Source organism: Nocardia sp. NPDC051030 (assembly GCF_040683015.1).
Taxonomy (GTDB): Bacteria; Actinomycetota; Actinomycetes; order Mycobacteriales; family Mycobacteriaceae; genus Nocardia.
This window is the reverse complement of record NZ_JBFBCD010000013.1, coordinates 1-20,851: the sequence shown is the minus strand read 5'-3', so window position 1 is coordinate 20,851 and position 20,851 is coordinate 1. Positions and strand designations below refer to the sequence as shown.

Sequence of the window (20,851 nt, the reverse complement as noted above, 5' to 3'; positions counted from 1 at the left end):
GTATCTCACCCCGGGATCTGCGCGCCGAGCGCACTACCCGCGCCCGCACCCAGGGTCGCCCCGATGACACCACCCGCCACACCGCCAATGGCGGCCCCGATCAACGCGGTCCCCGGACACACCGGTGCGACGACCACACATCCGGCCGCCCCTCCCACGAGTATGCCGACACCGGCCCCGACAACACCGCCGACAAAGGTCCCGACCTGTTCACCAACCAGCGCCTGCGTCTGCCCCGCTGCCACCGGCTGAACAGCCACAACAGGTTCAACGGCCGCAGGTTCGGCGGCTTGGGCAATACCGGCACCGGTAGCCGTGGTAGCGGCAGCGATAACAACGGCGGCTGCAAATTTGCGGATCATAACTATCTCCCGATCTTCAGTGCAGAGACATGCAGTCTCTCGCGAATGAAGTTGAGATGTAGCGTTATTCGCACCGCTAATCAGCAAACGCGTGGTTGTGGAGGGAATGCGCACGTGGGGGCGGCGTCAATAGCTGCGCGGCAGGCGCAGGGAGTGCTGGGCCACGTAGTTGAGGATCATTTCCGCGCTGACCGGGGCGGTGCGGAAAAGTCGTGCCGGCCAGTACATGTCGGATATTCCGTACTCGAGGGCGAAGCCATTGCCGCCGTGTGCCTGGATGGCGGCGTCGACACAGTGCACCGCGGCCTCGGCGGCGGCGTACTTGGCCATATTGGATGCCTCGCCCGCACCTTCGGCATTCGCGTCGACCAGGGCCGCCGCCTTCTGCGTCATCAGCCGGGCCAGCTCGAGTTCGACCTTCGCCTTCGCCAGCGGATGCGCCACGGCCTGGTGCGAGCCGATCGGCACACCCCACACTTGGCGCTCTTTGACATAGGCCGACGCCTTCTCCAGTGCGCGCCGGCCGATACCATTGGCGAAGGACGCGATCAGAATGCGTTCCGGATTCAGCCCGTCGAACACCGCGGTCATACCGCCGTCCACGCCCCCGACCAAGCGATCGGCCGAGACCGGGACATCGTCGAAGAACAATGTCCACTGTCGGTCCGCGCTGAACGCCGGCATCGGGACGACCGTGCGGGTGAAGCCGGCCGCATCGACGTCGATGATGCACAGGCACGGCCGGCCCAACTCGCCATTCGCGCCCCGTGTGCGGGCGACGACCAGCACCGCGTCGGCATCGTCGACTCCGGAGATGAACGTTTTCTCGCCGCGCAGCAGATAGCCGCCCTTGCCGTCCGAGCGGAGTTCGGTGCGCAGATTGTGCGAGTTGGTACCGGCCTCGGGCTCGGTGATGGCGAACGACAATTTGATGCTGCCGTCCGCCATCCCGGTCAGCCAACGCTGCTTCTGCTCCGCCGTGCCGTGCTTGGCCAGGATGGGACCGGCGATGCCCGAGGACATCACGAGCATCACCAGCAGACCGCCGGCGGCGGCGGATTCCTCAGCGACCGCGTGCAGCCCGGTCAGACCCAGGTCGCCGCCGCCGTACTCGCCGGGCAGGTTGACACCGATGAAACCGTTGTCGGCCAAGGCCTTCCACAGTTCGGCTGGAGGCTTCCCGGCGGCATGGCAGTCGCGCATATAGGCCGGACCGAACGATTCGGTAATGCGGCGGACGGAGGCGCGGATCTGCTGTTCTTCATCGCCGGGGACGAGATCGAGAGTCAGCGGCGCGGCCTCGATGGTGGTCACGAAATACTCCTGATTGTTCGTGTGGAACGTGCCGGTGTGTGCACGGGTCGCTATCGGCTTTGCTTGTAGGCCCGCCGGGCCCGGTGCAGAACGAATTCGGGATACCCGCCCGGCTGCCGCTCGCCCTCGAAGATCAACTCGCGGGCGGCATTCCAGGCCGCGCTCGATTCCGGATCATTCGACATCGGCTCGACACCGTCGTCCTCGCGGTTCTGCTCATCGACGAGTGCGGTCATCTTGTGCAGGGAGGTCAGCACCTCGGACTCGGAGACGACGCCGTGGGCGAGCCAGTTCGCCAGCAGTTGGGACGAAATGCGGAGCGTGGCACGGTCTTCCATGAGGGCAATGCCGTCGATGTCGAGCACCTTCGAGGACCCGACGCCGAGGTCGACCCAGCGCAGGACATAACCGAGAATCGACTGCACATTGTCGTCGAGTTCGCGCAGGACCGATTCCCGATCGGTGTCGGGGCTCAGGAAACCGGGGGAGATCAGCATTTCCCGGCGCGGTCGCCGGGATCGGTGTGCGAGCTCGCGATGCCTGTCGAACACATCCACCTGGTGATAGTGCGTCGCATGCAACGTCGCCGCGGTGGGCGAGGGCACCCATCCGGTCGTGGCCCCGGCGCGCAGTTGATCGCCCTTGACCTCGACCATCGCACCGAGGTCGTCGGTGAGAGTCCACATGCCCTTGCCGATCTGGGCGCGCCGGGGCAGCCCCAACTCCAGTGCCACATCGACATTGGAGTCCTCGTAAGCCTGGTACCAGTGCTCCGACTTGATTGCCGCCTTCATGGGGAATGGACCGGCGTGGAAGGCGGAACGAATCTCGCTGCCAGTGCGGTCGAGGAATCCGGTGTTCACGAAGGCCAATCGCGCACCCGCGGCCCGCAGCACGGCGGCGAGATTCAGCGAGGTCCGGCGCTCCTCGTCCATGACGCCGAGCCTGATCGATTCCCCGGGCAGGCCGAGCATTCGTTCGATATGGCTCGCCGCCTCGTCGACGAACCGGACCTCCGCGGGCCCGTGCATCTTGGGGCGCACGACGTAGATGCACCCATGCGCGGAATTCGCGGTGGCACCACGTAATCCGGGCAGCGCGCAGGCGGCGGTGATCGCCAGATCCACCAGCGACTCCGGCACCGGAGCTCCCTGGCTGTCGACGATCATGTCGCTGAAGAGATGCAGACCGACATTTCGATTGAACATCAGTGCGCGCCCGCGCAATTCGTAGCCGGTTCCGTCGGGTGCGGTGTAAGCGCGGTCGCCGTCGAGGCGGCGGGTTCGTTTCCGGCCTTCCTTGAAGTATTCGGCCTCGATGACGCCGGTATTGAGGCCGAGCCAATTGCGGTAGCCCGCAACCTTATCCGCGGCATCGACTATCGAGACGGCATCCTCGAAGTCGACGATGACCGTGACCGCCGCCTCCAGGACGACGTCACGGATTCCGGCCGGATCCGCCGCGCCGACCGCCTGCGTTCGATCGATACTCAGTTCGATGTGAAGTCCGTTGTGCTTGAACAACACCGCCGACGGATGCGTGGCCTCGCCCCGGTAACCGGCGAACAGTGACGTGTCCCCGAGCTCGGTGACACCCTGTGCGGAATGGGCAGTCAGGCGACCGTTCTCGACCCGATATTCGAGCACGTCGGCGTGTGAACCTTCGGCTAGCGGAATGCACTGGTCCAGAAAGCGTTTCGTCCACTCGACCACCAGGCCGCGTCGGACACCAGCGTCCTCGGCGTCGATGACATTGCTCCCGTACAGGGCGTCGTACAGCGAACCCCACCGGGCATTGACCGCGTTGATGGCATAGCGTGCGTTCGTCACCGGCACCACCAACTGTGGCCCACCGACCTCGGCAATCTCCGGGTCGACCTGGCCGGACCGGGCCATCGGAAGGTCCGACTCCGGAAGCAGATAGCCGATTCGCTCCAGAAACTCCTCGTACCGCGCCGGATCCACCGGACCCGGATTCGCGCGGTGATAGTCGTCCAGCTGATTCTGGAATGCCGCACGGATCTCCAGCAATTCCCGATTTACCGGAGTGAAGTCGCGAAGCAGTCCGCACAGCCCAGCCCAGAACGCTCCCGAGGGGATCCCGATCTCCGGCAGCAGTTCGGATTCCACGAAGTCATGAAGTTCGCGATCGACGAAAAAGTCTTCCACTTCGACTCGAGTCATGACAGCATTCATCCCTTCTTTGCCCGGAACATGAACAGCCCGACCGCGCTGATGAGCACGGCGAACACACTGAAATAGATTGCCGCGGTGAGCAGTCCGGCCTGCCGTTGCACGACCCCCACGGCGATCACCGGTGCGGATGCCCCGCCGTATAGGGCCAAGTAGTACAGCGCGATGCTGCCGACCCGATCACCGGCGTTCCGCGTCTTGGCGGAAATCGCCTGCACCGAACGGCCGATGGTCATACCCTGACCGAGCCCGCAGACCACCGCGGCCAGGACGTACAGTGCGATGCTGTGGCACACGATCGCCAGGCTGAACAGCAGCAGCCCGGTAATGACTCCGGCGGTGCCGCCGAGAACTCCCGGCACGATCGGAATTCGCTTCAGCGCCAACTGCGCAACCGCCGAGCCCCCGAACACGCTCCCGATGACGAGCCCGCTGACCGCCAGCGAAATACCGGCGTCGATCGAGTGTAGGAAGGTCGGCGTCAAACCCGACAGCAGACCCAGGACACCCATTCCTGTAATACCGATCAGGCACAAGCCGTAGAACCCGATCCGGAACCGATCGTCGGCAGGGGGAGCGGGCCGCACGAATCCGCCGGAGTGGGTATTCACGGCCGAGACCCTCGCAGGCAGGAATCGCACCGACACCGCGAGAACCGCAGCCACAGCGAGATGGACCGAGAAAACCCAGAAAATCGGATGTGCGACATGAACCGCCGCGAATCCTCCGATCACCGGGCCCAGCCCCATTCCGAGGATATTGCAGGCCGTGGCGAGCAGGGCGTAGAACGGTCGCCGTTCCTCACTCGCCAGCTCGACGACAGCGGCGGTGCCGGCGCTCATGAACGCGCCCGCGGCCAAACCGGTCAAGACGCGGGCCACCAGTAGCTCGGGAACCGAACCCGCCTCGATGAAGAGGACATTCGAACCGATGATGCTGATCAGCCCGGCGATCATCAGCAAACGTTCCCCGAAGCGCGCCACCAGAGACGCGCCGACAATGAGCGCGATACTCACCCCGAGCGCATACATCGCGTAGATCACCGTGATGCTCAGGGTGTCGATAGGGAACCGCTTGCCGTACTCGGAGTACAACGGCGTCGGCATATTCGAATGTGTCATCACCACAAGCAGACACACCATGATGAGTATCGTGTGCAGCCCGCCACGCGAACGCGCGCGTCCCGGCAGCACAGCTGTTTCCTGTTTGATGCTCAAAGCGATACCGACTCCTTGTAGACGAATGCCGCCGCTGCGCGACTACTGCTGAATCCGCACGTTCTGGCCGCGCAAATGGCCGCGGGCCACCAACTTCCCCGAATCCGCGTCCCGGATCTCCACCAGCCACAGTTGCTGAGTCCTACCGCGATGCACCGGGGTGCTGACCGCGATCGCTCGCCCGTGGCGCATCGGCCGCAGAAAGTCCGTGGTGTTCGTGACGCCGACGATGGTCTGCCCGGTCTGATGGTGCGCGAGCCAGGCGCTGCCGGAGGACGAGCCGGCAGCCTCGACGATCGCGGTGTAGACGCCGCCGTGCACAATTCCCGCGGGCTGATGATGTTGCGGTCCAAGGTCGATCGACAGTTGGACCGAATCGGGTGTCACCAGGTCGTAGCGAATGCCGAGGCCGCTATCCATACCTGTCTGCTGGGTGGCGACGATGAGCTCTTTGAACGCCCGCGTATGTTCGTTGTCGTCGAGATCGAAGACGGTGGCGACAGTCTGCTGGTGCAACGGTTTCTCCTGGTCTCGTGGGTTCGCGGTGCTATCGGCGACCGGCAGTCTGCAAGTGGCGCAGCGCAATCTGTTCGCGCGCCGCCGCGACCGCGTCGTGTTCGCCGAGCCCGCTGGTGTGGAGAAAATCGATGATCGCGGCGGCTTTCCGGTGCGCGTCGTCGTTGGAATAGTTCCGATACAGCTGCCCGGCATCGCGGGACAGCCGCTGAATGAATTCGGCCCGCGCCTTTCGGACCTGTTCATAGGTGCGCAGGCGCTCTTCGAGATTGCTCCGGTCGGCCTCCACCAGGCATTCGGCCAGCGCGAACGCGTCCTGGATGGCCTGATTCGCCCCTTGGCCGAGGTGCGGAACCATCGCATGGGCGGCATCTCCGACCAGTGCCACGGACCGGGAGCACCAGGTCGTCAGGGCGGGCCGGTCGTAGATTCCCCACTTGAACGAGTCGGAAACCCGCGCCAAGGTGTCGACCACCCGCGGTTCCCACCCGGAGAAGATCGAGACCAATTCGTCGGTCGAACCGGGCGCGGACCAGGACTCGGCGGTGTTCCGGTCGGCCGGTACATATGCCGCGATATTCATCAGGGTTCCCGAGGAAACGCGGTAACACAGCAGCGTCTTTCCCTCGCCGAGCCAGATTCCCATTCGCGGTTCCATTGCGGCCCAGTCGATTTGCTCGACTGGAACCAGTGCTCGATAGGCCATGATGTTTTCGCCGACCGGGCTGGCCTCATTGCCCAAGGCGGCCTGCATCACGCTCTTGGATCCGTCCGCGCCGATCACCAGATCCGCGCGCTCGGTCTGTCCATCACCGAATCGGACCACTACCGAATCGTCTTCCTCGTGGTACGACTCGAATCGCCGGTCCGTGTGGATCTCGACACCGTCGAGCGCGCTCAGCAGGATGGATTGGAAGTCGGCCCGATGAATCGCATAGGACGTCCCGTTTCCGCTCAGCCGATGCATGATGTCGACGGGGATCTCACGCCCCTGGGAGTCACACACGAAGGAACGATCAACCGGGCTACCGACGCTTCGGATCGCATCGGACAACCCCAGCCGGGACAGTCGCGAAACGCCATTGGGCTGCAAGGTGAATCCCGCGCCTACCGGCTGTAGTCGGCGGGCCTTCTCGAATATCGCGATCGAGTGGCCCTGCCCCTGCAATGCCGCAGCCGTTGTGAGTCCGGCGATTCCGGCTCCGATGATGGCGATACGCAAACTTCTCCCCTTATTTTCGAGATAGCGGAATTGCGCGTTCCAGCGCAGCCGCGTTCGCGGTGTCCCGGGAATCCGGGCGACACCGTGCGTGATGAGACAGCGTGAGTGCGGTTCTAGCGCCTCAGTGTCGCTGTGCGAATTGGCCTACGCCCATACATTTTTCATCCCCTCCGAGATCCCCATTCGCCTCTGTTCTCACGAAGTGGGTCTGACGTCCAAGACTGTACTGCCGTCCATGTATTGCCACAACACGACGTTCTGGAGATGTGAGTGAGAGCACTTCAAGTGGCGCATGCCTATCGTCTAGCTGGCCCGATGGCGGCAGGCAGGCCGGAAAACGGGTGAACCAGCATAATGGACTAGAGTCCATACATGTTCTGCAGTGGTGCATGAACGACGGAGGCAAGGAGTGGACATGAAGGCTTCGGTCGAGGCCCCCGCCCAGCTTGGGCGCAGGGAACGCAACAAGCAGCGTATCCACGAGCGAATCTACGAAGCCGCCATTCACCTCTTCTCCGAAAAGGGCTACGAGGCAACCACTGTCGACGATATCGCGGAGCGCGCGGACGTCGCCCGAGGCACCTTCTTCAACCACTTCCAGCGAAAAGAAGACCTGATCACCGAATGGGTCGAGCAGTGGCGGAACGGTGTCCTGGCTCGCCTGCAATTACCCCTCGGCCTCGAAACGAAAGACACCGCCGCGGTCCTGCATCTGTCCATGGCGAGCCTGGCTCAACTCACCGAGGAGCAGCGCGACCTGACCGAAACCATGCTCCCCGCCTGGGTGAAAACAGGCCGCCCCCTCACCGAAGTGCCGTACACGGCCGAGGTTTTCACCCGCATCATCGAAACAGGCTGCCGCAATGGCGAAATCGACCCCCGCGTAGACCCGACCCTGGTCGGAGCAATGCTCCGCGACGTCTACCTCGGAGCCCTCTACCGCTGGGTCCAACACCCCAGCGCCCCCGGCCAATTGGGCGCCGAACTCCACGACGCCCTGCATATCCTTCTGCGCGGCATCACAGTCCGCGCCGCAACCCCCGCTCACTAGTCAGGAGCGCCACGAAGCGGTACAGGGCGAGCAGGGAGATGAATCCGAACATGAAGAGGATCACGCTGCCGACGGATCTGTTCACCGGATTGAGGTAGAGGGCGAACGCGTAGGAGCCGATGACTACGATCGGAGCGGCGTCGACCCAGCTGAGGGGGCGGGTTTGGGCTCGCGCGAGTGCGTCCTTGCCGAGGGTGGGGATGAGCACGAACGAGATGACGAGGGTGATGGTGAAACCCCAGATCGCCCATCCGATCGGCAATTTGGGGTCGCCGAAGAAGGAGTCCTGCGGGGGTAGGGCTTTGGACTTGCCAACCCATTCGTAGACGCCGAACTTCGTGCAGAAACCATTGGCGAGAAAGGCGATCCAGGCGTGCAGCATGCCGTAGAGCACGCAGTGCCACACGACCTGCCACGGCCGTAGCGAGCGCGGGTCCACCACGACCTTCCCGTCGAGCACCACGTTGATGATCACGTAGACCGGCCACAACAATGCGACCATCCCCAGTGGAACCAGCAGGGGAACGCTTCCGATGTGGGGACCCATCATCGCTAGATCGCCATAGCGTAGATCCCCCCAGATGAACCCTCCGAACGAGATATTGGCTTGTTCGAAGGACCACTCGACAATGGCCGCGATCACGAAGTACGCCGCCGCGAGTCTCACGCCCAGATGTTTGAGCATGTGGCCGAACACGGCCACCACCAGCGCCAGCGACGTGATCGTCTGCGGGATGAGCGGCAGGCCCTTGCCACCGGTCTGTATCCCCGACCACAGCGTCATCACGACCCACACCACGCAAGCGATGCCTAGAGCCACATCGACCGGATTCGTCCGCCGCGCTTCATTTTTCGTGTGATTTCTGGAACTCGTGCTCATTCGCCACTGTCCTTCGGTCGTGCACTCGCATAAGACTAGAAAATTATTCTAGAAGATTCTTCTAGTCAATGGCCGGTTCGGTACGGTTCGGTGGTGACCACTGCTTCCGCCACCCGCGCCACGCGGCGTCGCGCCATCCTCGACGCGGCGCTGACCGTCTTCCTGAAGAGCGGGGTGGCCGGTGCCACGGTCGAGGTTCTGCACCGCGCCTCCGGGGCCAGCGTGGGCAGCATCTACCACTTCTTCGGGAGCAAGGAAGGGGTGGCCGCCGAGCTGTACATCGAAACACTGCGCGACTACTTCGACACCTACCTTGCTGTCCTGCAAGGCAATTCGACCGCACGAGGCGGGATCGAAGCCACCGTGCGCACCCACCTGGAGTGGGTCGCCGCCAACGAGTTGCGGGCGCGCTTTCTGTTTCATTGCCGCGAGTACGAGATCATCGACGAATCACGTCCGGCGATCACCGCCCTCAACGAGCACTTCTACGGCGAGGCGAGCGCCTGGCTGCAACCACACGTGGAGCAGGGGCGGATCAAACCGCTACCACCCAGGTTGTGTCAGGCACTGTGGATGGGGCCCTGCGTCGAATACGCCCGGCTGTGGCTTGCCCGCTCGACCGAGTTCGACATGCTCGGCGCAGGCCCGGTGCTCGGTCAGGCGGCATGGAACGCAGTGAAGGCCTGACCAGACGGTCAAAACATCCACTACTGCCGATGATCGACCAGTAGCTCCTGAAACGGCGGATGGCCCGGGAACAGTGTTGCCGGGCCATCCGTATTGCGCGTCATGCGGGGAGTTGCGGCCGTTTCTATGCCGCGATGATCGTGCCTGTACAGCCGAAAGCGGAGCTTCCGGAGCCGCCGGAAACGGTTACCTGGAATGGGAATTCGCCTGCTTCGAGCACACCGATGTCGGCATTGTCGATCTGAGTAAGCCAGGCCACATTCGTCGGCAGGACGACCGAAATGTTGCGTGTCGGCATCGTGAATAGCACGCTATCGGCAACCGTGTAGCTGAAGGTGAATTCGATAGTCAGGAACCGGCCGGCTGGCACCGCGGTCAGCCCAGGTCCCAGCGGTGTGACACTGGGATTCAAGGCATTGGTGGGTCGAAGGCAGTTGCCGTTCTCCATGCCCATCGCCAGCTTGAGGACGGGTGGTGAATCGTCGGCGCGCGCAGTCTCCGCCGATAGCGGGAGCAGGCTTGCCAGAACAACAGTGAAAGCGGCAAAGACAGATTTAGCGGTACTCATCTCCACTCCTTCGATGCGCCGTTACCTTCGAGGAGAGCTCATTCTCGCCACAGATTACACATACGATACGGATGCACGAGAACCGAGACACGATTATCGGCGACGTCAAGAATTGTGCGATACCTGAAGACCTGCCCGACGATCGCTATTCGCGATCGAAGACGACGGCGGCATGGCCGGATTCGTGTACCTGGAGCCTCGGCCGGACGGGCGGGCACCGATGAGCGCATGGGGCGTTTCAAGCAGGGGTTCGCACTGCCCGAATACGAGTACACGTGGTCACCGGCCTGAGTTCCGTGGGCGTTCGGTTGCGCGCCGGGTGCGCTAGCGTTGGCTGGCTGATCGGTGTAGATGAGGGTTGAGTTGTGGAGTTACGGGATATCGAGATTTTTCTGACTCTCGCGGAGGAACTGCATTTCGGGCGGACGGCGGCGCGGCTGCATGTGTCGCCCGCGCGGATCAGTCAGGCGATCAAGAAGCAGGAGCGCCGGGTGGGGGCGGATCTGTTCGAGCGGTCCAGCCGGAAGGTGGTGCTGACTCCGATCGGCAAGCAGTTGTATGACGATCTGCGGCCGGTGCATCGGGAGTTGCAGCAGAGTCTGGATCGGGCCACGAATGCCGCGCGCGGGAAGACCGCACGGCTGCGGGTGGGCATGCTGAGCACCAATCAGAATGATCTGAAGCCCCTCTTCGACACCTTCACCGACCGGCACCCCGAGTGCGAATTGCGTACGCGCTATATGGATTTCGGTGATCCTTTCGGCCCGCTCCGGCGTGACGAGGACGATCTGGCGATCGTCTGGCTCCCGGTCCGCGAGCCGGACCTCACCGTCGGTCCGGTCGTCTTCACCGAACCGGTGGTCCTGGCGATGGCCCCGAATCACCCGTTGGCCGAACGTGGTTGGGTGACCTACGAGGATCTCGGCGATCTGACGGTCATGGATGGGGCCAAGCCGGATTACTGGCGCGAAGGATTGGTTCCGACCCGCACGCCCAGCGGCCGGACCATTCCGATCGGCCCCACGGTGGCCAATGTTCTGGAAATGACCCCATTGATCGCATCGGGTGAGGCGGTCTCACCCATGCATGAGCACGCCCGCCGCTACTACCCGCACCCGCAGATCGCCTACGTCCCCATCAAGGATGCGCCACCGGCGCGATGGGCCCTGATCTGGCGTACCGCCACCGAGACCGACCTGATTCGCGCCTTCGCGCAGGCGGTGGCGGAGGTCGGCCCGCTCGCGCTGTACCAGTGACCTGGTCTTCGGCTGATCGACACGAATGTCACCGTGGGCTCATGAGGCCGTGCTGAGCAGCCACTGATCTCGCGGGACGCGACGACGTTCACGCCGACTGCCGACGCGCGGGCGCGCGGCGTATTGCAGTGGCGCGGACGCCGCGGTCAGCTGATGCCAGCCACTCCCGGACCGGATGTCGTAGACGCTGATATAGCCGCCGGGCAGCAACTGGAACGGTGCGGTGATGTGCCTTCCGAAGTCGAACTGGGTGCTGCCGGACTTGCGGAACGATTCGAACCAGGCCGGAAAGACGAAGTCGGACACCTGGACTCCGTCGATCGCGTACCCGTACTGGTCGGCCTCGCAAGCGTCGGCGCTCTCGTAGGCGTAGAGCGTGCCCTTGGTCGCGGAGGACTGCACGAAGGCCGTCAGATTGATGTCCGGGTCGGCGAGCATCTCCACCATTTCGTGGCTGGCGGTCACACTCCACTGCAAGCCCGCGGCGTGGTCGGTGCGGGCGAAGATCTTGCCGAGCGGCAGGCCCTCGCTGCTGAGATCGTGATAACCCAGCGCGCTCGCCTGATCGGAATCGTCGAGCAGGATCAACTGCCAGGCTCCGGGTTCCGGCTGCCCGGCGGTCGGCACGAAGGTGAGGTCGGCGTCGGTGCCCCAGGCCGGTGCCCAGTCCCGGTGGACCTGGGTTTGCAATGCGGCCACGACGGGACGGATCTCGTCATCGGTGAGCACGGTGCTGCGATTCATTACGGCAATCTGTATGGCAGGCATGGTGTTTCTCGCATCTGATCGGCGGGAACTCGGACACTGTCAATAGATCTTGCATGCATCATCTCCCGAATGCCCGGCCGTAAGCTGAGGATCGTGCGCATCATCGACTTGTCGGTTCCGCTACGGACCGGGATGCCCGTCTATCCGGGCGATCCCGAGGTGAGCATCGGCCCGGCGCTCACCGTGCCGCTCGATGGCGTGAACGTGCTGCATCTGGATATGGGATCGCAGACGGGGACGCATGTGGATGCGCCGATTCATATCGACGACTCTCTACCCGCGCTGGACGCGCTGCCGCTGGAGCGGTTCGTCGGTCCGGCCGTGGTCGTGGATGCGCGGGGGCTCGCGCCGCGCAGCGCGATCGGGCGCGAGTACTTCGAGGGCAGGATCGCGCCCGGGCTGATCGTCCTCATCGCCACCGGATGGTCGGAGCATTGGGGGACCAAGACCTATGCCTGGCACCCGTACCTGACGCCGGAGGCGGCCTCCTATCTGATCGAATCCGGGGTGCGGACCGTCGGTATCGATGCGCTGAGCGTCGATCCGACCCCGGCCGAGGACATTCCGGTGCATCGCATCCTGTGTGGCGCGCACGCCGTGATCGCGGAGAATCTCACGGCATTGTCCGAGGTCCTGGCGGTGCAGCGGGCGGGGGAGCGGGTCGAGGCGTCCCTGCTCCCGCTCAATATTCCGGGGTCGGACGGGGCTCCGGTGCGGGCGATCGCCCGCGTCGGGATGTGACAGGTTCATCACTGTTTCAGATCTTGTGGCGCAGCCCACTCGCGGTTCGTAGACTGCATTGCGACAAGGGGGAACGTCGGGGACCCCCGACCCCGTGCTCGATCAGAAAGACCCACACGTGAATCGTTGTGCCGTAACCACTTTGCTGGCCACCGTGGCCATTCTGAGCGCTGCTCCCGCTGTCGCCTCCGCGGATATCGTGCTGACCGACGCCACCTCCAAGGCCAATGACGACCCCATGCAGTCGTCGGTGTCCGGTTCGGCATCCGGGTCGGCGCAGACCGGCTCCTCGGGCGGCCTGGCCACCACCGGCTCCACCGGCACCGGCTCCTTCGGGCTGCCCAACCTGGACAAGATACTGCTGGGCAACTTCAAGACGCTGTGCGCGGTGACCGGTAGCGCGGTCGCGATTCTGGGCGAGGCGAGCTTCGGCTGCGACTCGATCGGAAAGGCGCCAGCCACCATCTAGAGGTCAGACCCCGGCCCACCTCGATCGAGCAGAGCGGAGGGGCACCAGCTACGGCTGGTGCCCCTCCGCTCTGTTTGTTCGACTATTCGGCTAGCGGTTGTCGTCGGCGTTGCCGGCCTTCCACTGCGCCCACGGAATGTTCCAGTCACCCAGGCCGTCCACGCCGGACAGCGTGCCGCCCAGCGTGTTCTTGACGATGGTGATGTCACCGCGCTTGGAGTTCTCGTACACCCAGCGCGCGTTTTCCGGGCTCAGGTTGAGGCAGCCGTGGCTGGTATTGGACGAGCCCTGCGCGCCCACCGACCACGGGGCCGAGTGGAAGAAGATGCCGGAGTAGGAGATTCGGGTCGCCCAGTCGATCGGCGTCTTGTAGCCATTGGGCGAGTTCACCGGGACGCCGTAGGTGGAGGAGTCCATGACGATCTTCTCGAAGCGGTCGCCGACGATGTAGATGCCATTGTCGGTGGGTGTGGAGTCCTTACCCATCGAGGTCGGCATGGTCCGGACCACCTGGCCGTTCTTCTCGGCGGTCACCATCTTGGTGTTGTCGTCGGCGGTGAAGACGGTGGCATCGCCCACGGTGAAGCTCGAGGTGATGTCGGAATCACCGACCAGGCCGTTGCCGAGATCCTTGCCGTAGGTGCCCACCGCGATGTCGACCTTGGTGCCCGGAGCCCAGAAATGCTCGGGGCGCCAGCGCACCTCGCGGTTATTGACCCAGTAGAACGCGCCCTCGACCGCGGGGGTTGTCGTGATCTTGATCGCATTCTGGGCGGCCTTGCGGTCCGGAATGTTCTCGTCGAACTGCACGGCCACCGGCTGGCCGATGCCGACCGTCTCGTTCTCGGCGGGCAGCAGGTACGGGTGCGTGCGGTTATGCGGCGAAATCGTGGTGAAGCTCATAGTGGTAGTGACCGCGCCGCCCAGGCCGATCGCGTCCACGCTCAACTTGTAGGTGCGCCCGAAGCCCAACTGCTCGGCCAACTTCCAGGACAGGCCGTCGGCGGCGAGGGTTCCCGGCACCGCCTTGCCCTCCGGGTTCGACAGCGTGACCTTGGTGATCTGGCCGTCCTCCACCTTCAGTGTCAGATCGCCCGGCGCGACACCCTTGTCGCCATCCTTGATCGGCGAGATCAGCTTCGGCTTCACCAATTCGCTGATCGGGTTGGAATCGATTGCGACCGAAGAGGAATCGTTGGACGACCCCGACGAGCAGCCCACCAGCGCCAACGCCAGTACGGACAGCACCGCCACGGATCCCCGCCATCGATTCGACCGGCGCCGGCCCAGACCATCGCTCATTGCAACCCCACTCCATGTCTCATGCGCGATCAGCCACCGAGGGCTTCGGCCCCGACCCACGCCTGCTCGACCCACCACGCCCGCGGGGATCGGTCGAGACCACGCCTTCGCCGTATTCTGCCAGGAATCTAGCCCCGGCCACCGACAAGTCGCCCGGTCTCCGCAGGGCTCGAACGGAACATCAGATTCGGCCCCCAATCCGTTAACACCGTGAAGCAAGTCCGGCGAACCCGACAAAATCGCAGATCAGGGGGGCGATTTCACTTTCCGCAGGGAAGCCTGTTAATGTTTCTTCCGCACCGCAGAGCAGCCGAGACCAACAGGAACCGGCCAGCTGGCAAAAGCATGCGCCATTAGCTCAATTGGCAGAGCAGCTGACTCTTAATCAGCGGGTTCGGGGTTCGAGTCCCTGATGGCGCACCAAAAAAGGTCTCGGCGATCAAGTCGCCGGGGCCTTTTGCCGTTTTATCCGATGACTGTGCCGCACAAGAACACAGAGAGCCTCTCACCAGTCGGAGGAACCGGGTCAAAGTACCCCACTGGAACACGATTCGCGCCCATGGTCCTCACAGGTCGGCGGCAGCAGACGCGGCGGGTTCGCGGCGCGCCGACACCGCGAGGGTCTCGTCGATCATTCGGCCGTCGACGATCAGCGCCGAGGTTGGTCGCATGTGCGGCGGCGAGGGCGTCGATCACGGTGCGCGCCTTGCGGATTTCGGCGGCATCGGGGAATCTCGCCCGCCACTTCCACGCCGGCGCCGAACCGGAGTCCATGCATCCGCTCGTAGACGGCGGCCTCCCGGACGACATACCCTTCCGGACTGACGGCACTGAAGATCCGCTGCGCCGATCGGATCTCCAGTACGCGGGACAGGCTGCGCGCGAAGGCGATTCGAGGAACATCACCCCTCCTCGATCGGAGCGGCTACCGCGTCACGCTTGGACCCGCCGGCTGACCAACGCCTCATCCGACCCTGTCGCGGTTTCAACGCTGGTGTCGTGGTGGTCGTACGGTGTGCCGGAGACGCCGTTTCGGCTCGCCAACGCGCCAAGGAGCGCCACGAGAAGTTGCGTGTCGCCATGTTGTGCTCTTCGCGCGGTCCTGGCTTCGGCGCGGGGCAGGTGGTCGCCGAGCCGGCGCTGCAGCACGTTGATCTGTCCGGCAGCTTCGGCGATTCCCTGCCATGGCTGCAGCCGCACCGTCGCCAATGGCGAGTCTTGTAGCAGGGCTCTCACCAAGCCTGCACCGCCATGAGCGGCGAGTAGCCCGAAGACCGGAGCGATCACCTCGATCTGCAGTCGACGCACCAGTGGGTTCTCGCTCAGGCCGTGATCGCAGGCGGCATTGACCAAGTCGGCGGTCCATTCCGTCGGGCCGCCGGCCGTCACGACCAGGTAATGAACCATCTCCAAGGCTTCGATGGCGTTCCGCGGGATCAGTTCGTCGGCCACTCCCATCAGATGCGCGATGTATGACCAGTACGACATGATGGCGTCCAGGTCCGTGACGGAAATGTGCCTGCCCCGGGCGTGGTCCGCCAGCGGCGCCAGCACGGCAAAGGAAACCGCGGCACCCATCGTCGCAGAGTTGGAGATGGGGTTGCCATGTCGGGCGAAGTGTTCGTCTCCCCATTCTTGGCGCAGGGCGGCCCGCGCCTGAGCGTGCATCAGTCGCACCCGGACGATGTCCTTGAACACCGGGGAACGGCGGTCAACTGCTCCCGGCCGGGTGACGTCGTTGAACCAAGTTAACGATTCGAGCACTCGTCGCCATGGGTCGGTGCGGAATCTGCCGCTCTGGCCCGTCGCTTGGGACACCTCGCGGCCGACGAAGGTGCCCAAGAAGTCGTTGGCAAGCATGGCTTGCTTCCCCCACCGTGAGGCGTTGTTCGAAAGCTGTCGCCCGCGCTCCCATACCTCGGGGTCGAACCAGCCCGGTGGATTGTCCAGCTGCTTGAACAGTTTCACCAGCTCTGGTTGCGCGTCGGACACCGAGCCGATGCCATCGTCGAGCGCTTGGTCCAACATGCGGCGCCCCTTGGACATGCCGGTCTGACGGAACGAGAGCACCACGGCGTCCATGAGTTCGTCGCCCTGCCATCGGTGGTCTTCGAAAAGACTGGTCAATCGCGTTGGGGCAGGCGGAAAACGCATCGATATCCACGGAGAGAACATCTTTTTGTACTGTGGCGTCAGCCAAAGCTCTGTCGCCGGTGCGGCTTCGGGATTCGGCCGCAACGTCATTCCTTCCCGATGGCAGTAATCGAATGGATGCCTATCACCAGCCACCGAATGAGCGATGCCCTTTTTTGTCACGGTGCGATCCTTTCTTGAACCGGCGAATGCCTGCTCCAGCGATTCGATGGCAGGACCGTTGAGCACGCGACCGTCTACGGCGAACCGAGCGCCATGCTGCGGACAGGTCCAACATGGGCCGTTGACATCGAACTCCAACTCGTATTGCCCGTGGGTGCACAGAGCAATGACCTCGTGCAGGATGCCGTCCTGGTCCCGGAACACACCGACCCGCTGCCCATCTCGCATGGTGACGGCTCCCTGCCCGAACCCGAGCCCCGCGACGGGATCTCCTTGGGAGTCCGGCCGCGGTGGTCTCGTATCGCGCGAGACGGCCCGCACGGCGCGGATCGTTGCCCGGCAACCGGCCCCGAGCACAGCGACGGCGCCCGTCACCATCGCGCTCATGCTGCCGCCGGCGGACGAGGCGCACGGTGAGCCATCGCGGCGGTGCGCCGCGCGGTCTGCTGACGGCGAGCGAGGTCCGGACCGTAGCTGATGCGCGACACGGCGTCGTTGAGCGCGGGCAGCGACATCACCCGCAGCAGCGGCCGGAGGCCGCCGATGACGAGGCCGTCGACGAAGACAGATTGATCGACTCCGACCAGGTCGCGGATGCGGCGGGGAGTAAGGGCCAATCCGGCGGCGGCCACGATCCGGAGGGGAATGGCGATCGCGATCCGTTCCGGCGCGTGCCGATCGAGGTGCAGCAGCTCGCCGAGATTGACCTTGAAAAGCAGGTCGAGCACAGGTCGAGCTGCTTCCGTCACGCACAATGACGGAGCCAGAGAGTCGAAGTACTCGCGAACCTGCTGGGAGGTCGCCGGGATTACCAGCTCCGAGGGCACACCGACGAGCTCCATGAGCGTGGCCCACTCCTCGAAATACCGGTCGCGATCCTTCTCGCAGAGCCGGCCCGGCCCGTAGATCTCGTAGCAGAGCAGAGCCGAATGCGCTGCGGTCAAGCCTGCGTACAGCATGTGGCGGGGATCCCCGGCGACGTAGTCGGTTCCGGTGACCGGCTCGGGCCCGGTCATGGCAGTGTGAAAGCGCAAGATGTGCGATGCGGCGAGGTCAGCTTCGGCGCGGCTGCCGAACATGCACGTAGCCGGGATGCTCAAGCTGCGCCGGAACCGGTCGAAGCCCCCGCCCATGTACCGACCGTGCCGGCGAATCCGCACGAACATCGGATCGTGCTGATCGACGGCTGCGGCGATCGGCGGATACACATCCTGAACGATCGCCGTACGCACCTGCCCGAGGATGGCGGCGGGATGCGACCAGACTTGCCACATGATCGATTCCGGACCGAAGTATCCGGATTCCATGTCAGCGTCCTCTGCGGATGACAGTGCGACCGGCTTCATACGCCACTCCTTCGTGCTGTCAACCGGATCTACGGGATCCAGCGTGCAATGTCACAATGTTAGACGAACACTAACAATCTAACAATGGTGGTCGACCGTAGTATCTAAGCGTGGAAACGAGTGCAGACTTGGACCGGACGTCCGTGGCGAGCGCTGAAGCAACGACAGCTCGGGTCCTCGCCGCAGCACGCACCACCCTGCTGACATACGACTCCAGCGCCTTCACAGTGCGGCAGGTCGCGAAGATCGCGGGCGTTTCCGAGATGACGATCTACCGGCGTTGGCCACGCAAGGCGGATCTCATGGTCGCCGTCGTCCTTTTCGAGATCGAACGGTTCGTCGAGCAGATGGAGTCGCGCGTCACCAGCGACATGACCGTTGAGGAAGTAGTTGTCGAGGGCTTTCTAACTACTTATCGGTACGTGCAGACCAACCCGGTCTTCGTGCGGCTGATCGCAGCCGAGAGCGACAAGATCCTGCCCCTGCTGACGGCAGGTGTCGGCGGGGTGTTCGCCCTGCTCAGACCGATCATTGCCAACCGGATGCGATCGGCGAAGGACGGCCACGACTACACCGCCGACGACCTCGAGGGAAGCGCTGAGGTGATGCTGCGGATCTGCCACTCACTCTGGCTCACGCCCGATTCGCACTTCGCGCTCGAAACCGACGCCGACCTCCGCGCCTTCGCTCGGCGATCCCTGGTCCCGCTGCTTCGCATTTGAGTCGTGGGCGCAGGGCGCTCTTGTCTGAGTGCCTTACCGCCGGACCTCGAGTCTTCGATGAATTATTTGAGTGCGCTGGTGACGATCGGGACGAAGTACCGGGTGGCGACTTCGCGTGCGGCGTCGTCGGTTTCGATCGACACGTGCCCGCTGGGTGCCACGAGCAGTGACGCGGTGACGCGGGTCATGATCTCGGCGATGCCGAGTGCTCGGTCGTAGGAGAGTGTTTCGGTGGTCAGGCCCATGGCGATCGCCGAGCAGATGAAATCGCGGTTGGCGGGGTCGGGGTCGAGGAAGACGTTGGTGAAGGCCTCGGGTTCGAAGTTGCGGATGGCGGTGAACAGCTGGTTCGCCCGGGTTCCGCGGACGCCGAGGACGAAGCCCTCGACGGCTCGCTCGGCGGGGGTGGGCAGGCTGAGGATCTCGTTGGCGATGCCGGTGAAGAATTCCACGACCTCGTCGAAGACCACCGCCTGGAAGATGGCTTCCTTATCGCCGCAGTGGCGATAGACGGTCGGCCGGGAGACTCCGGCCCGCTTGGCGATACTGCCGACGGACGCCCGCCGGAAGCCATGGCTGATGAACTCGGTGCGCGCGGCGGTGAGAATGCGCCGCTTCTCCGTGCCGTGGTCGGGCGGGGTGGCCGCACCCGACAGCAGTGCCGACAAGTCCATGCCCGAATCGTAGTGGCCGCCTGGGCAACTGCTGTCGGGGTCTTCCGAGGCGCAGCTCAACCTGTTACATTTTATCAACAATGTTTCACTGATTCGGAAGAGGTGGCTCCGCGGAGACCACACCGTCGCCGCGGACTCGAAGGAGAGTGGCGACGATGTCGACAACGACACGTAATACCAAGTCCGACAGCAACTTCGTTGCCCGCAGCACGGTGCCCGAGATATCGGTCGATGCGAGTGATTACTCGCAGGAGCACACTCGCTACATCGCGCTCCTCGAGGACTACATGGCGAAAGTCCGCGCCCAGGAAGACATGTACGTCGCGGCCGGGTTGCCATGCGAGGGGATGACCGACTTCCTGATCAAGTGGTTCCACGCCTGGGAGCAGCGCTCGATACTTCAATTGCGGGACTGTATGGCCGACGATTTGACCTATGCCGACCCGACCACCGGTGGGCGAGACTGGTTTCCCGGCCAGATCGAGGCCGACCTGTATGTCCTTATGTTCCGGCTGGTCCCGGACCTGGTGTTCTACCCCCAGGACGACACCCCGCGCGGTCTGCCCTACTACGACTTCCTCGACGGCAATGTCCGGCTCACGGTCCCGTGGCGGCAGATCGGACGAGTCCGGTTCACTCCGCGCACCATGGATATCACCGGCGTGGATCGCTACAACATGGTGCGCGATCCCGAACGCGGGTGGCTGATCGCGCGGATCGACACCGACGCGGACCTCTTCTACGCCCTCGGCCAGCTGCTCCCGATCCCGATCCGACCCCCATCGCAGCGCACCGTGGAACGCGTAATGCGCTTGCTGCAGAGGGTCTTTCCAGGTCTCCGTGGACCGCAGGTTCGCCCGACCGTGCATGCCGAGCGCTGAATCGGCCGCGAAACCCGTTCGGCCAGAAAGGCAATGAGATGACGACCGCTTCCGCATGCCCGCATCCGGCGGGCCGCGCCGCGCTCGGCGACCAGGACACCACCATCAGAACCCGGGAATCCGACGGCCGCGGCGATGTGTTCCGCTGGACCAGAGCACCCCTGTTGACGGGGCGACGCGGTCCCGATCGCCGACTGCCGGGCCCGCGGGGATTACCGGTGGTCGGGGTGGTGCCGCAGTACATGCGCGACCCGTTCAGCTACGTGCGAAACGGTGCGCGGAAATATGGTGACATCTTCCGCGTCCCGATGCCGCTGTGGGATCTGGTGGTGATCACCCACCCCGACCTGGTCGTCGAGGTGTTCCA

The 20,851-nt window shown here is 64.0% G+C and carries 21 protein-coding genes and 1 tRNA gene; 9 read left to right on the top strand and 13 right to left on the bottom strand.

The genetic code is table 11. From position 1 onward, the window contains the following. Window positions 1-5 precede the first annotated feature (5 nt). The 6 genes from AB0N05_RS35650 to AB0N05_RS35625 all read right to left on the bottom strand — a co-directional run bounded on the left by AB0N05_RS35650 (window position 6) and on the right by AB0N05_RS35625 (window position 6,823). Window positions 6-362, bottom strand: coding sequence for a hypothetical protein (locus AB0N05_RS35650; protein WP_364702573.1), 357 nt, complete (start codon window positions 360-362; stop codon window positions 6-8). 126 nt (window positions 363-488) lie between these two features. Next, a complete protein-coding gene (locus tag AB0N05_RS35645; protein WP_364702570.1) occupies window positions 489-1,676 on the bottom strand; it encodes an acyl-CoA dehydrogenase family protein in 1,188 nt (395 codons plus the stop codon). A gap of 50 nt (window positions 1,677-1,726) precedes the next feature. After that, complete coding sequence (locus tag AB0N05_RS35640) at window positions 1,727-3,859, bottom strand: malate synthase G (RefSeq protein WP_364702567.1); 2,133 nt, start codon at window positions 3,857-3,859, stop codon at window positions 1,727-1,729. Between the two features lie 8 nt (window positions 3,860-3,867). Beyond that, window positions 3,868-5,085 carry an MFS transporter gene (locus AB0N05_RS35635; protein ID WP_364702565.1) on the bottom strand — a complete coding sequence of 406 codons (1,218 nt, stop codon included), beginning with the start codon at window positions 5,083-5,085 and terminating at the stop codon, window positions 3,868-3,870. A 42-nt stretch (window positions 5,086-5,127) separates the two neighbouring features. Beyond that, entirely contained in the window at window positions 5,128-5,601 is a 474-nt protein-coding gene (locus AB0N05_RS35630) for a PaaI family thioesterase (RefSeq protein ID WP_364702562.1), read from the bottom strand. Between the two features lie 31 nt (window positions 5,602-5,632). Then, the gene (locus tag AB0N05_RS35625; RefSeq protein ID WP_364702559.1) at window positions 5,633-6,823 is read right to left on the bottom strand and encodes an FAD-dependent oxidoreductase; all 1,191 of its coding nucleotides are present in this window, start codon (window positions 6,821-6,823) and stop codon (window positions 5,633-5,635) included. Between the two features lie 415 nt (window positions 6,824-7,238). Here AB0N05_RS35625 and AB0N05_RS35620 point away from each other — a divergent pair, with 415 nt between their 5' ends. Next, complete coding sequence (locus tag AB0N05_RS35620; protein ID WP_364702557.1) at window positions 7,239-7,874, top strand: TetR/AcrR family transcriptional regulator; 636 nt, start codon at window positions 7,239-7,241, stop codon at window positions 7,872-7,874. Here the strand turns inward: AB0N05_RS35620 and AB0N05_RS35615 are convergent. Next, on the bottom strand, window positions 7,843-8,754 hold the full coding sequence (locus tag AB0N05_RS35615; protein WP_364702554.1) for a hypothetical protein: 912 nt from the start codon (window positions 8,752-8,754) through the stop codon (window positions 7,843-7,845). The two genes, AB0N05_RS35620 and AB0N05_RS35615, sit on opposite strands and share 32 nt — an antisense overlap. Window positions 8,755-8,847: 93 nt before the next feature. On the opposite strand from AB0N05_RS35615, the gene AB0N05_RS35610 reads away from it, so the two are divergent. Next, window positions 8,848-9,441, top strand: coding sequence for a TetR/AcrR family transcriptional regulator (locus tag AB0N05_RS35610; RefSeq protein ID WP_364702551.1), 594 nt, complete (start codon window positions 8,848-8,850; stop codon window positions 9,439-9,441). 124 nt (window positions 9,442-9,565) lie between these two features. Here AB0N05_RS35610 and AB0N05_RS35605 read toward each other — a convergent pair whose 3' ends face one another. Further along, entirely contained in the window at window positions 9,566-10,009 is a 444-nt protein-coding gene (locus tag AB0N05_RS35605; protein ID WP_364702548.1) for a hypothetical protein, read from the bottom strand. Between the two features lie 365 nt (window positions 10,010-10,374). On the opposite strand from AB0N05_RS35605, the gene AB0N05_RS35600 reads away from it, so the two are divergent. Continuing rightward, window positions 10,375-11,265, top strand: a complete 891-nt coding sequence (locus AB0N05_RS35600) for a LysR family transcriptional regulator (protein WP_364702545.1) — start codon at window positions 10,375-10,377, stop codon at window positions 11,263-11,265. 39 nt (window positions 11,266-11,304) lie between these two features. On the opposite strand, the gene AB0N05_RS35595 is transcribed toward AB0N05_RS35600, so the two are convergent. Beyond that, entirely contained in the window at window positions 11,305-12,009 is a 705-nt protein-coding gene (locus tag AB0N05_RS35595) for a hypothetical protein (protein ID WP_364702543.1), read from the bottom strand. A 117-nt stretch (window positions 12,010-12,126) separates the two neighbouring features. On the opposite strand from AB0N05_RS35595, the gene AB0N05_RS35590 reads away from it, so the two are divergent. Continuing rightward, on the top strand, window positions 12,127-12,774 hold the full coding sequence (locus AB0N05_RS35590; RefSeq protein ID WP_364702540.1) for a cyclase family protein: 648 nt from the start codon (window positions 12,127-12,129) through the stop codon (window positions 12,772-12,774). A 118-nt stretch (window positions 12,775-12,892) separates the two neighbouring features. Next, window positions 12,893-13,243, top strand: coding sequence for a hypothetical protein (locus tag AB0N05_RS35585; protein WP_364702537.1), 351 nt, complete (start codon window positions 12,893-12,895; stop codon window positions 13,241-13,243). 90 nt (window positions 13,244-13,333) lie between these two features. Here AB0N05_RS35585 and AB0N05_RS35580 read toward each other — a convergent pair whose 3' ends face one another. Further along, window positions 13,334-14,545, bottom strand: coding sequence for an Ig-like domain-containing protein (locus tag AB0N05_RS35580; protein ID WP_364702535.1), 1,212 nt, complete (start codon window positions 14,543-14,545; stop codon window positions 13,334-13,336). Between the two features lie 347 nt (window positions 14,546-14,892). Here AB0N05_RS35580 and AB0N05_RS35575 point away from each other — a divergent pair. After that, window positions 14,893-14,968: transfer RNA gene (locus tag AB0N05_RS35575), tRNA-Lys, on the top strand. Window positions 14,969-15,478: 510 nt separating this feature from the next. On the opposite strand, the gene AB0N05_RS35570 is transcribed toward AB0N05_RS35575, so the two are convergent. Together AB0N05_RS35570 and AB0N05_RS35565 are read right to left on the bottom strand one after the other, a co-directional pair. Next, the gene (locus tag AB0N05_RS35570; RefSeq protein ID WP_364702532.1) at window positions 15,479-17,089 is read right to left on the bottom strand and encodes an oxygenase MpaB family protein; all 1,611 of its coding nucleotides are present in this window, start codon (window positions 17,087-17,089) and stop codon (window positions 15,479-15,481) included. Between the two features lie 155 nt (window positions 17,090-17,244). Continuing rightward, window positions 17,245-18,135 (bottom strand): oxygenase MpaB family protein, encoded by an 891-nt coding sequence (locus tag AB0N05_RS35565; protein ID WP_364703214.1) that lies wholly within the window; start codon window positions 18,133-18,135, stop codon window positions 17,245-17,247. A 182-nt stretch (window positions 18,136-18,317) separates the two neighbouring features. Here AB0N05_RS35565 and AB0N05_RS35560 point away from each other — a divergent pair, with 182 nt between their 5' ends. Beyond that, window positions 18,318-18,929, top strand: a complete 612-nt coding sequence (locus AB0N05_RS35560) for a TetR/AcrR family transcriptional regulator (RefSeq protein ID WP_364702530.1) — start codon at window positions 18,318-18,320, stop codon at window positions 18,927-18,929. A 62-nt stretch (window positions 18,930-18,991) separates the two neighbouring features. Here AB0N05_RS35560 and AB0N05_RS35555 read toward each other — a convergent pair whose 3' ends face one another. Continuing rightward, window positions 18,992-19,603 carry a TetR/AcrR family transcriptional regulator gene (locus AB0N05_RS35555; protein WP_364702527.1) on the bottom strand — a complete coding sequence of 204 codons (612 nt, stop codon included), beginning with the start codon at window positions 19,601-19,603 and terminating at the stop codon, window positions 18,992-18,994. Window positions 19,604-19,758: 155 nt separating this feature from the next. Between AB0N05_RS35555 and AB0N05_RS35550 the strand changes: the two genes are divergently transcribed. Together AB0N05_RS35550 and AB0N05_RS35545 are read left to right on the top strand one after the other, a co-directional pair. Further along, on the top strand, window positions 19,759-20,484 hold the full coding sequence (locus AB0N05_RS35550; protein ID WP_364702524.1) for a hypothetical protein: 726 nt from the start codon (window positions 19,759-19,761) through the stop codon (window positions 20,482-20,484). Between the two features lie 38 nt (window positions 20,485-20,522). Further along, the coding region (locus AB0N05_RS35545) for a cytochrome P450 (protein WP_364702521.1) at window positions 20,523-20,851 on the top strand (329 nt) is incomplete at its 3' end.

What these genes read in the sequence shown, in the direction of transcription:
- AB0N05_RS35650 (WP_364702573.1), bottom strand. Translation starts at nt 362, where the DNA reads ATGATCCGCAAATTTGCAGCCGCCGTTGTTATCGCTGCCGCTACCACG.
- AB0N05_RS35640 (WP_364702567.1), bottom strand. Translation starts at nt 3,859, where the DNA reads ATGACTCGAGTCGAAGTGGAAGACTTTTTCGTCGATCGCGAACTTCAT.
- AB0N05_RS35620 (WP_364702557.1), top strand. Translation starts at nt 7,239, where the DNA reads ATGAAGGCTTCGGTCGAGGCCCCCGCCCAGCTTGGGCGCAGGGAACGC.
- AB0N05_RS35615 (WP_364702554.1), bottom strand. Translation starts at nt 8,754, where the DNA reads ATGAGCACGAGTTCCAGAAATCACACGAAAAATGAAGCGCGGCGGACG.
- AB0N05_RS35605 (WP_364702548.1), bottom strand. Translation starts at nt 10,009, where the DNA reads ATGAGTACCGCTAAATCTGTCTTTGCCGCTTTCACTGTTGTTCTGGCA.
- AB0N05_RS35595 (WP_364702543.1), bottom strand. Translation starts at nt 12,009, where the DNA reads ATGAATCGCAGCACCGTGCTCACCGATGACGAGATCCGTCCCGTCGTG.
- AB0N05_RS35580 (WP_364702535.1), bottom strand. Translation starts at nt 14,545, where the DNA reads ATGAGCGATGGTCTGGGCCGGCGCCGGTCGAATCGATGGCGGGGATCC.
- AB0N05_RS35570 (WP_364702532.1), bottom strand. Translation starts at nt 17,089, where the DNA reads ATGCGAGATGGGCAGCGGGTCGGTGTGTTCCGGGACCAGGACGGCATC.
- AB0N05_RS35565 (WP_364703214.1), bottom strand. Translation starts at nt 18,135, where the DNA reads ATGTGGCAAGTCTGGTCGCATCCCGCCGCCATCCTCGGGCAGGTGCGT.
- AB0N05_RS35555 (WP_364702527.1), bottom strand. Translation starts at nt 19,603, where the DNA reads ATGGACTTGTCGGCACTGCTGTCGGGTGCGGCCACCCCGCCCGACCAC.
- AB0N05_RS35550 (WP_364702524.1), top strand. Translation starts at nt 19,759, where the DNA reads ATGTCGACAACGACACGTAATACCAAGTCCGACAGCAACTTCGTTGCC.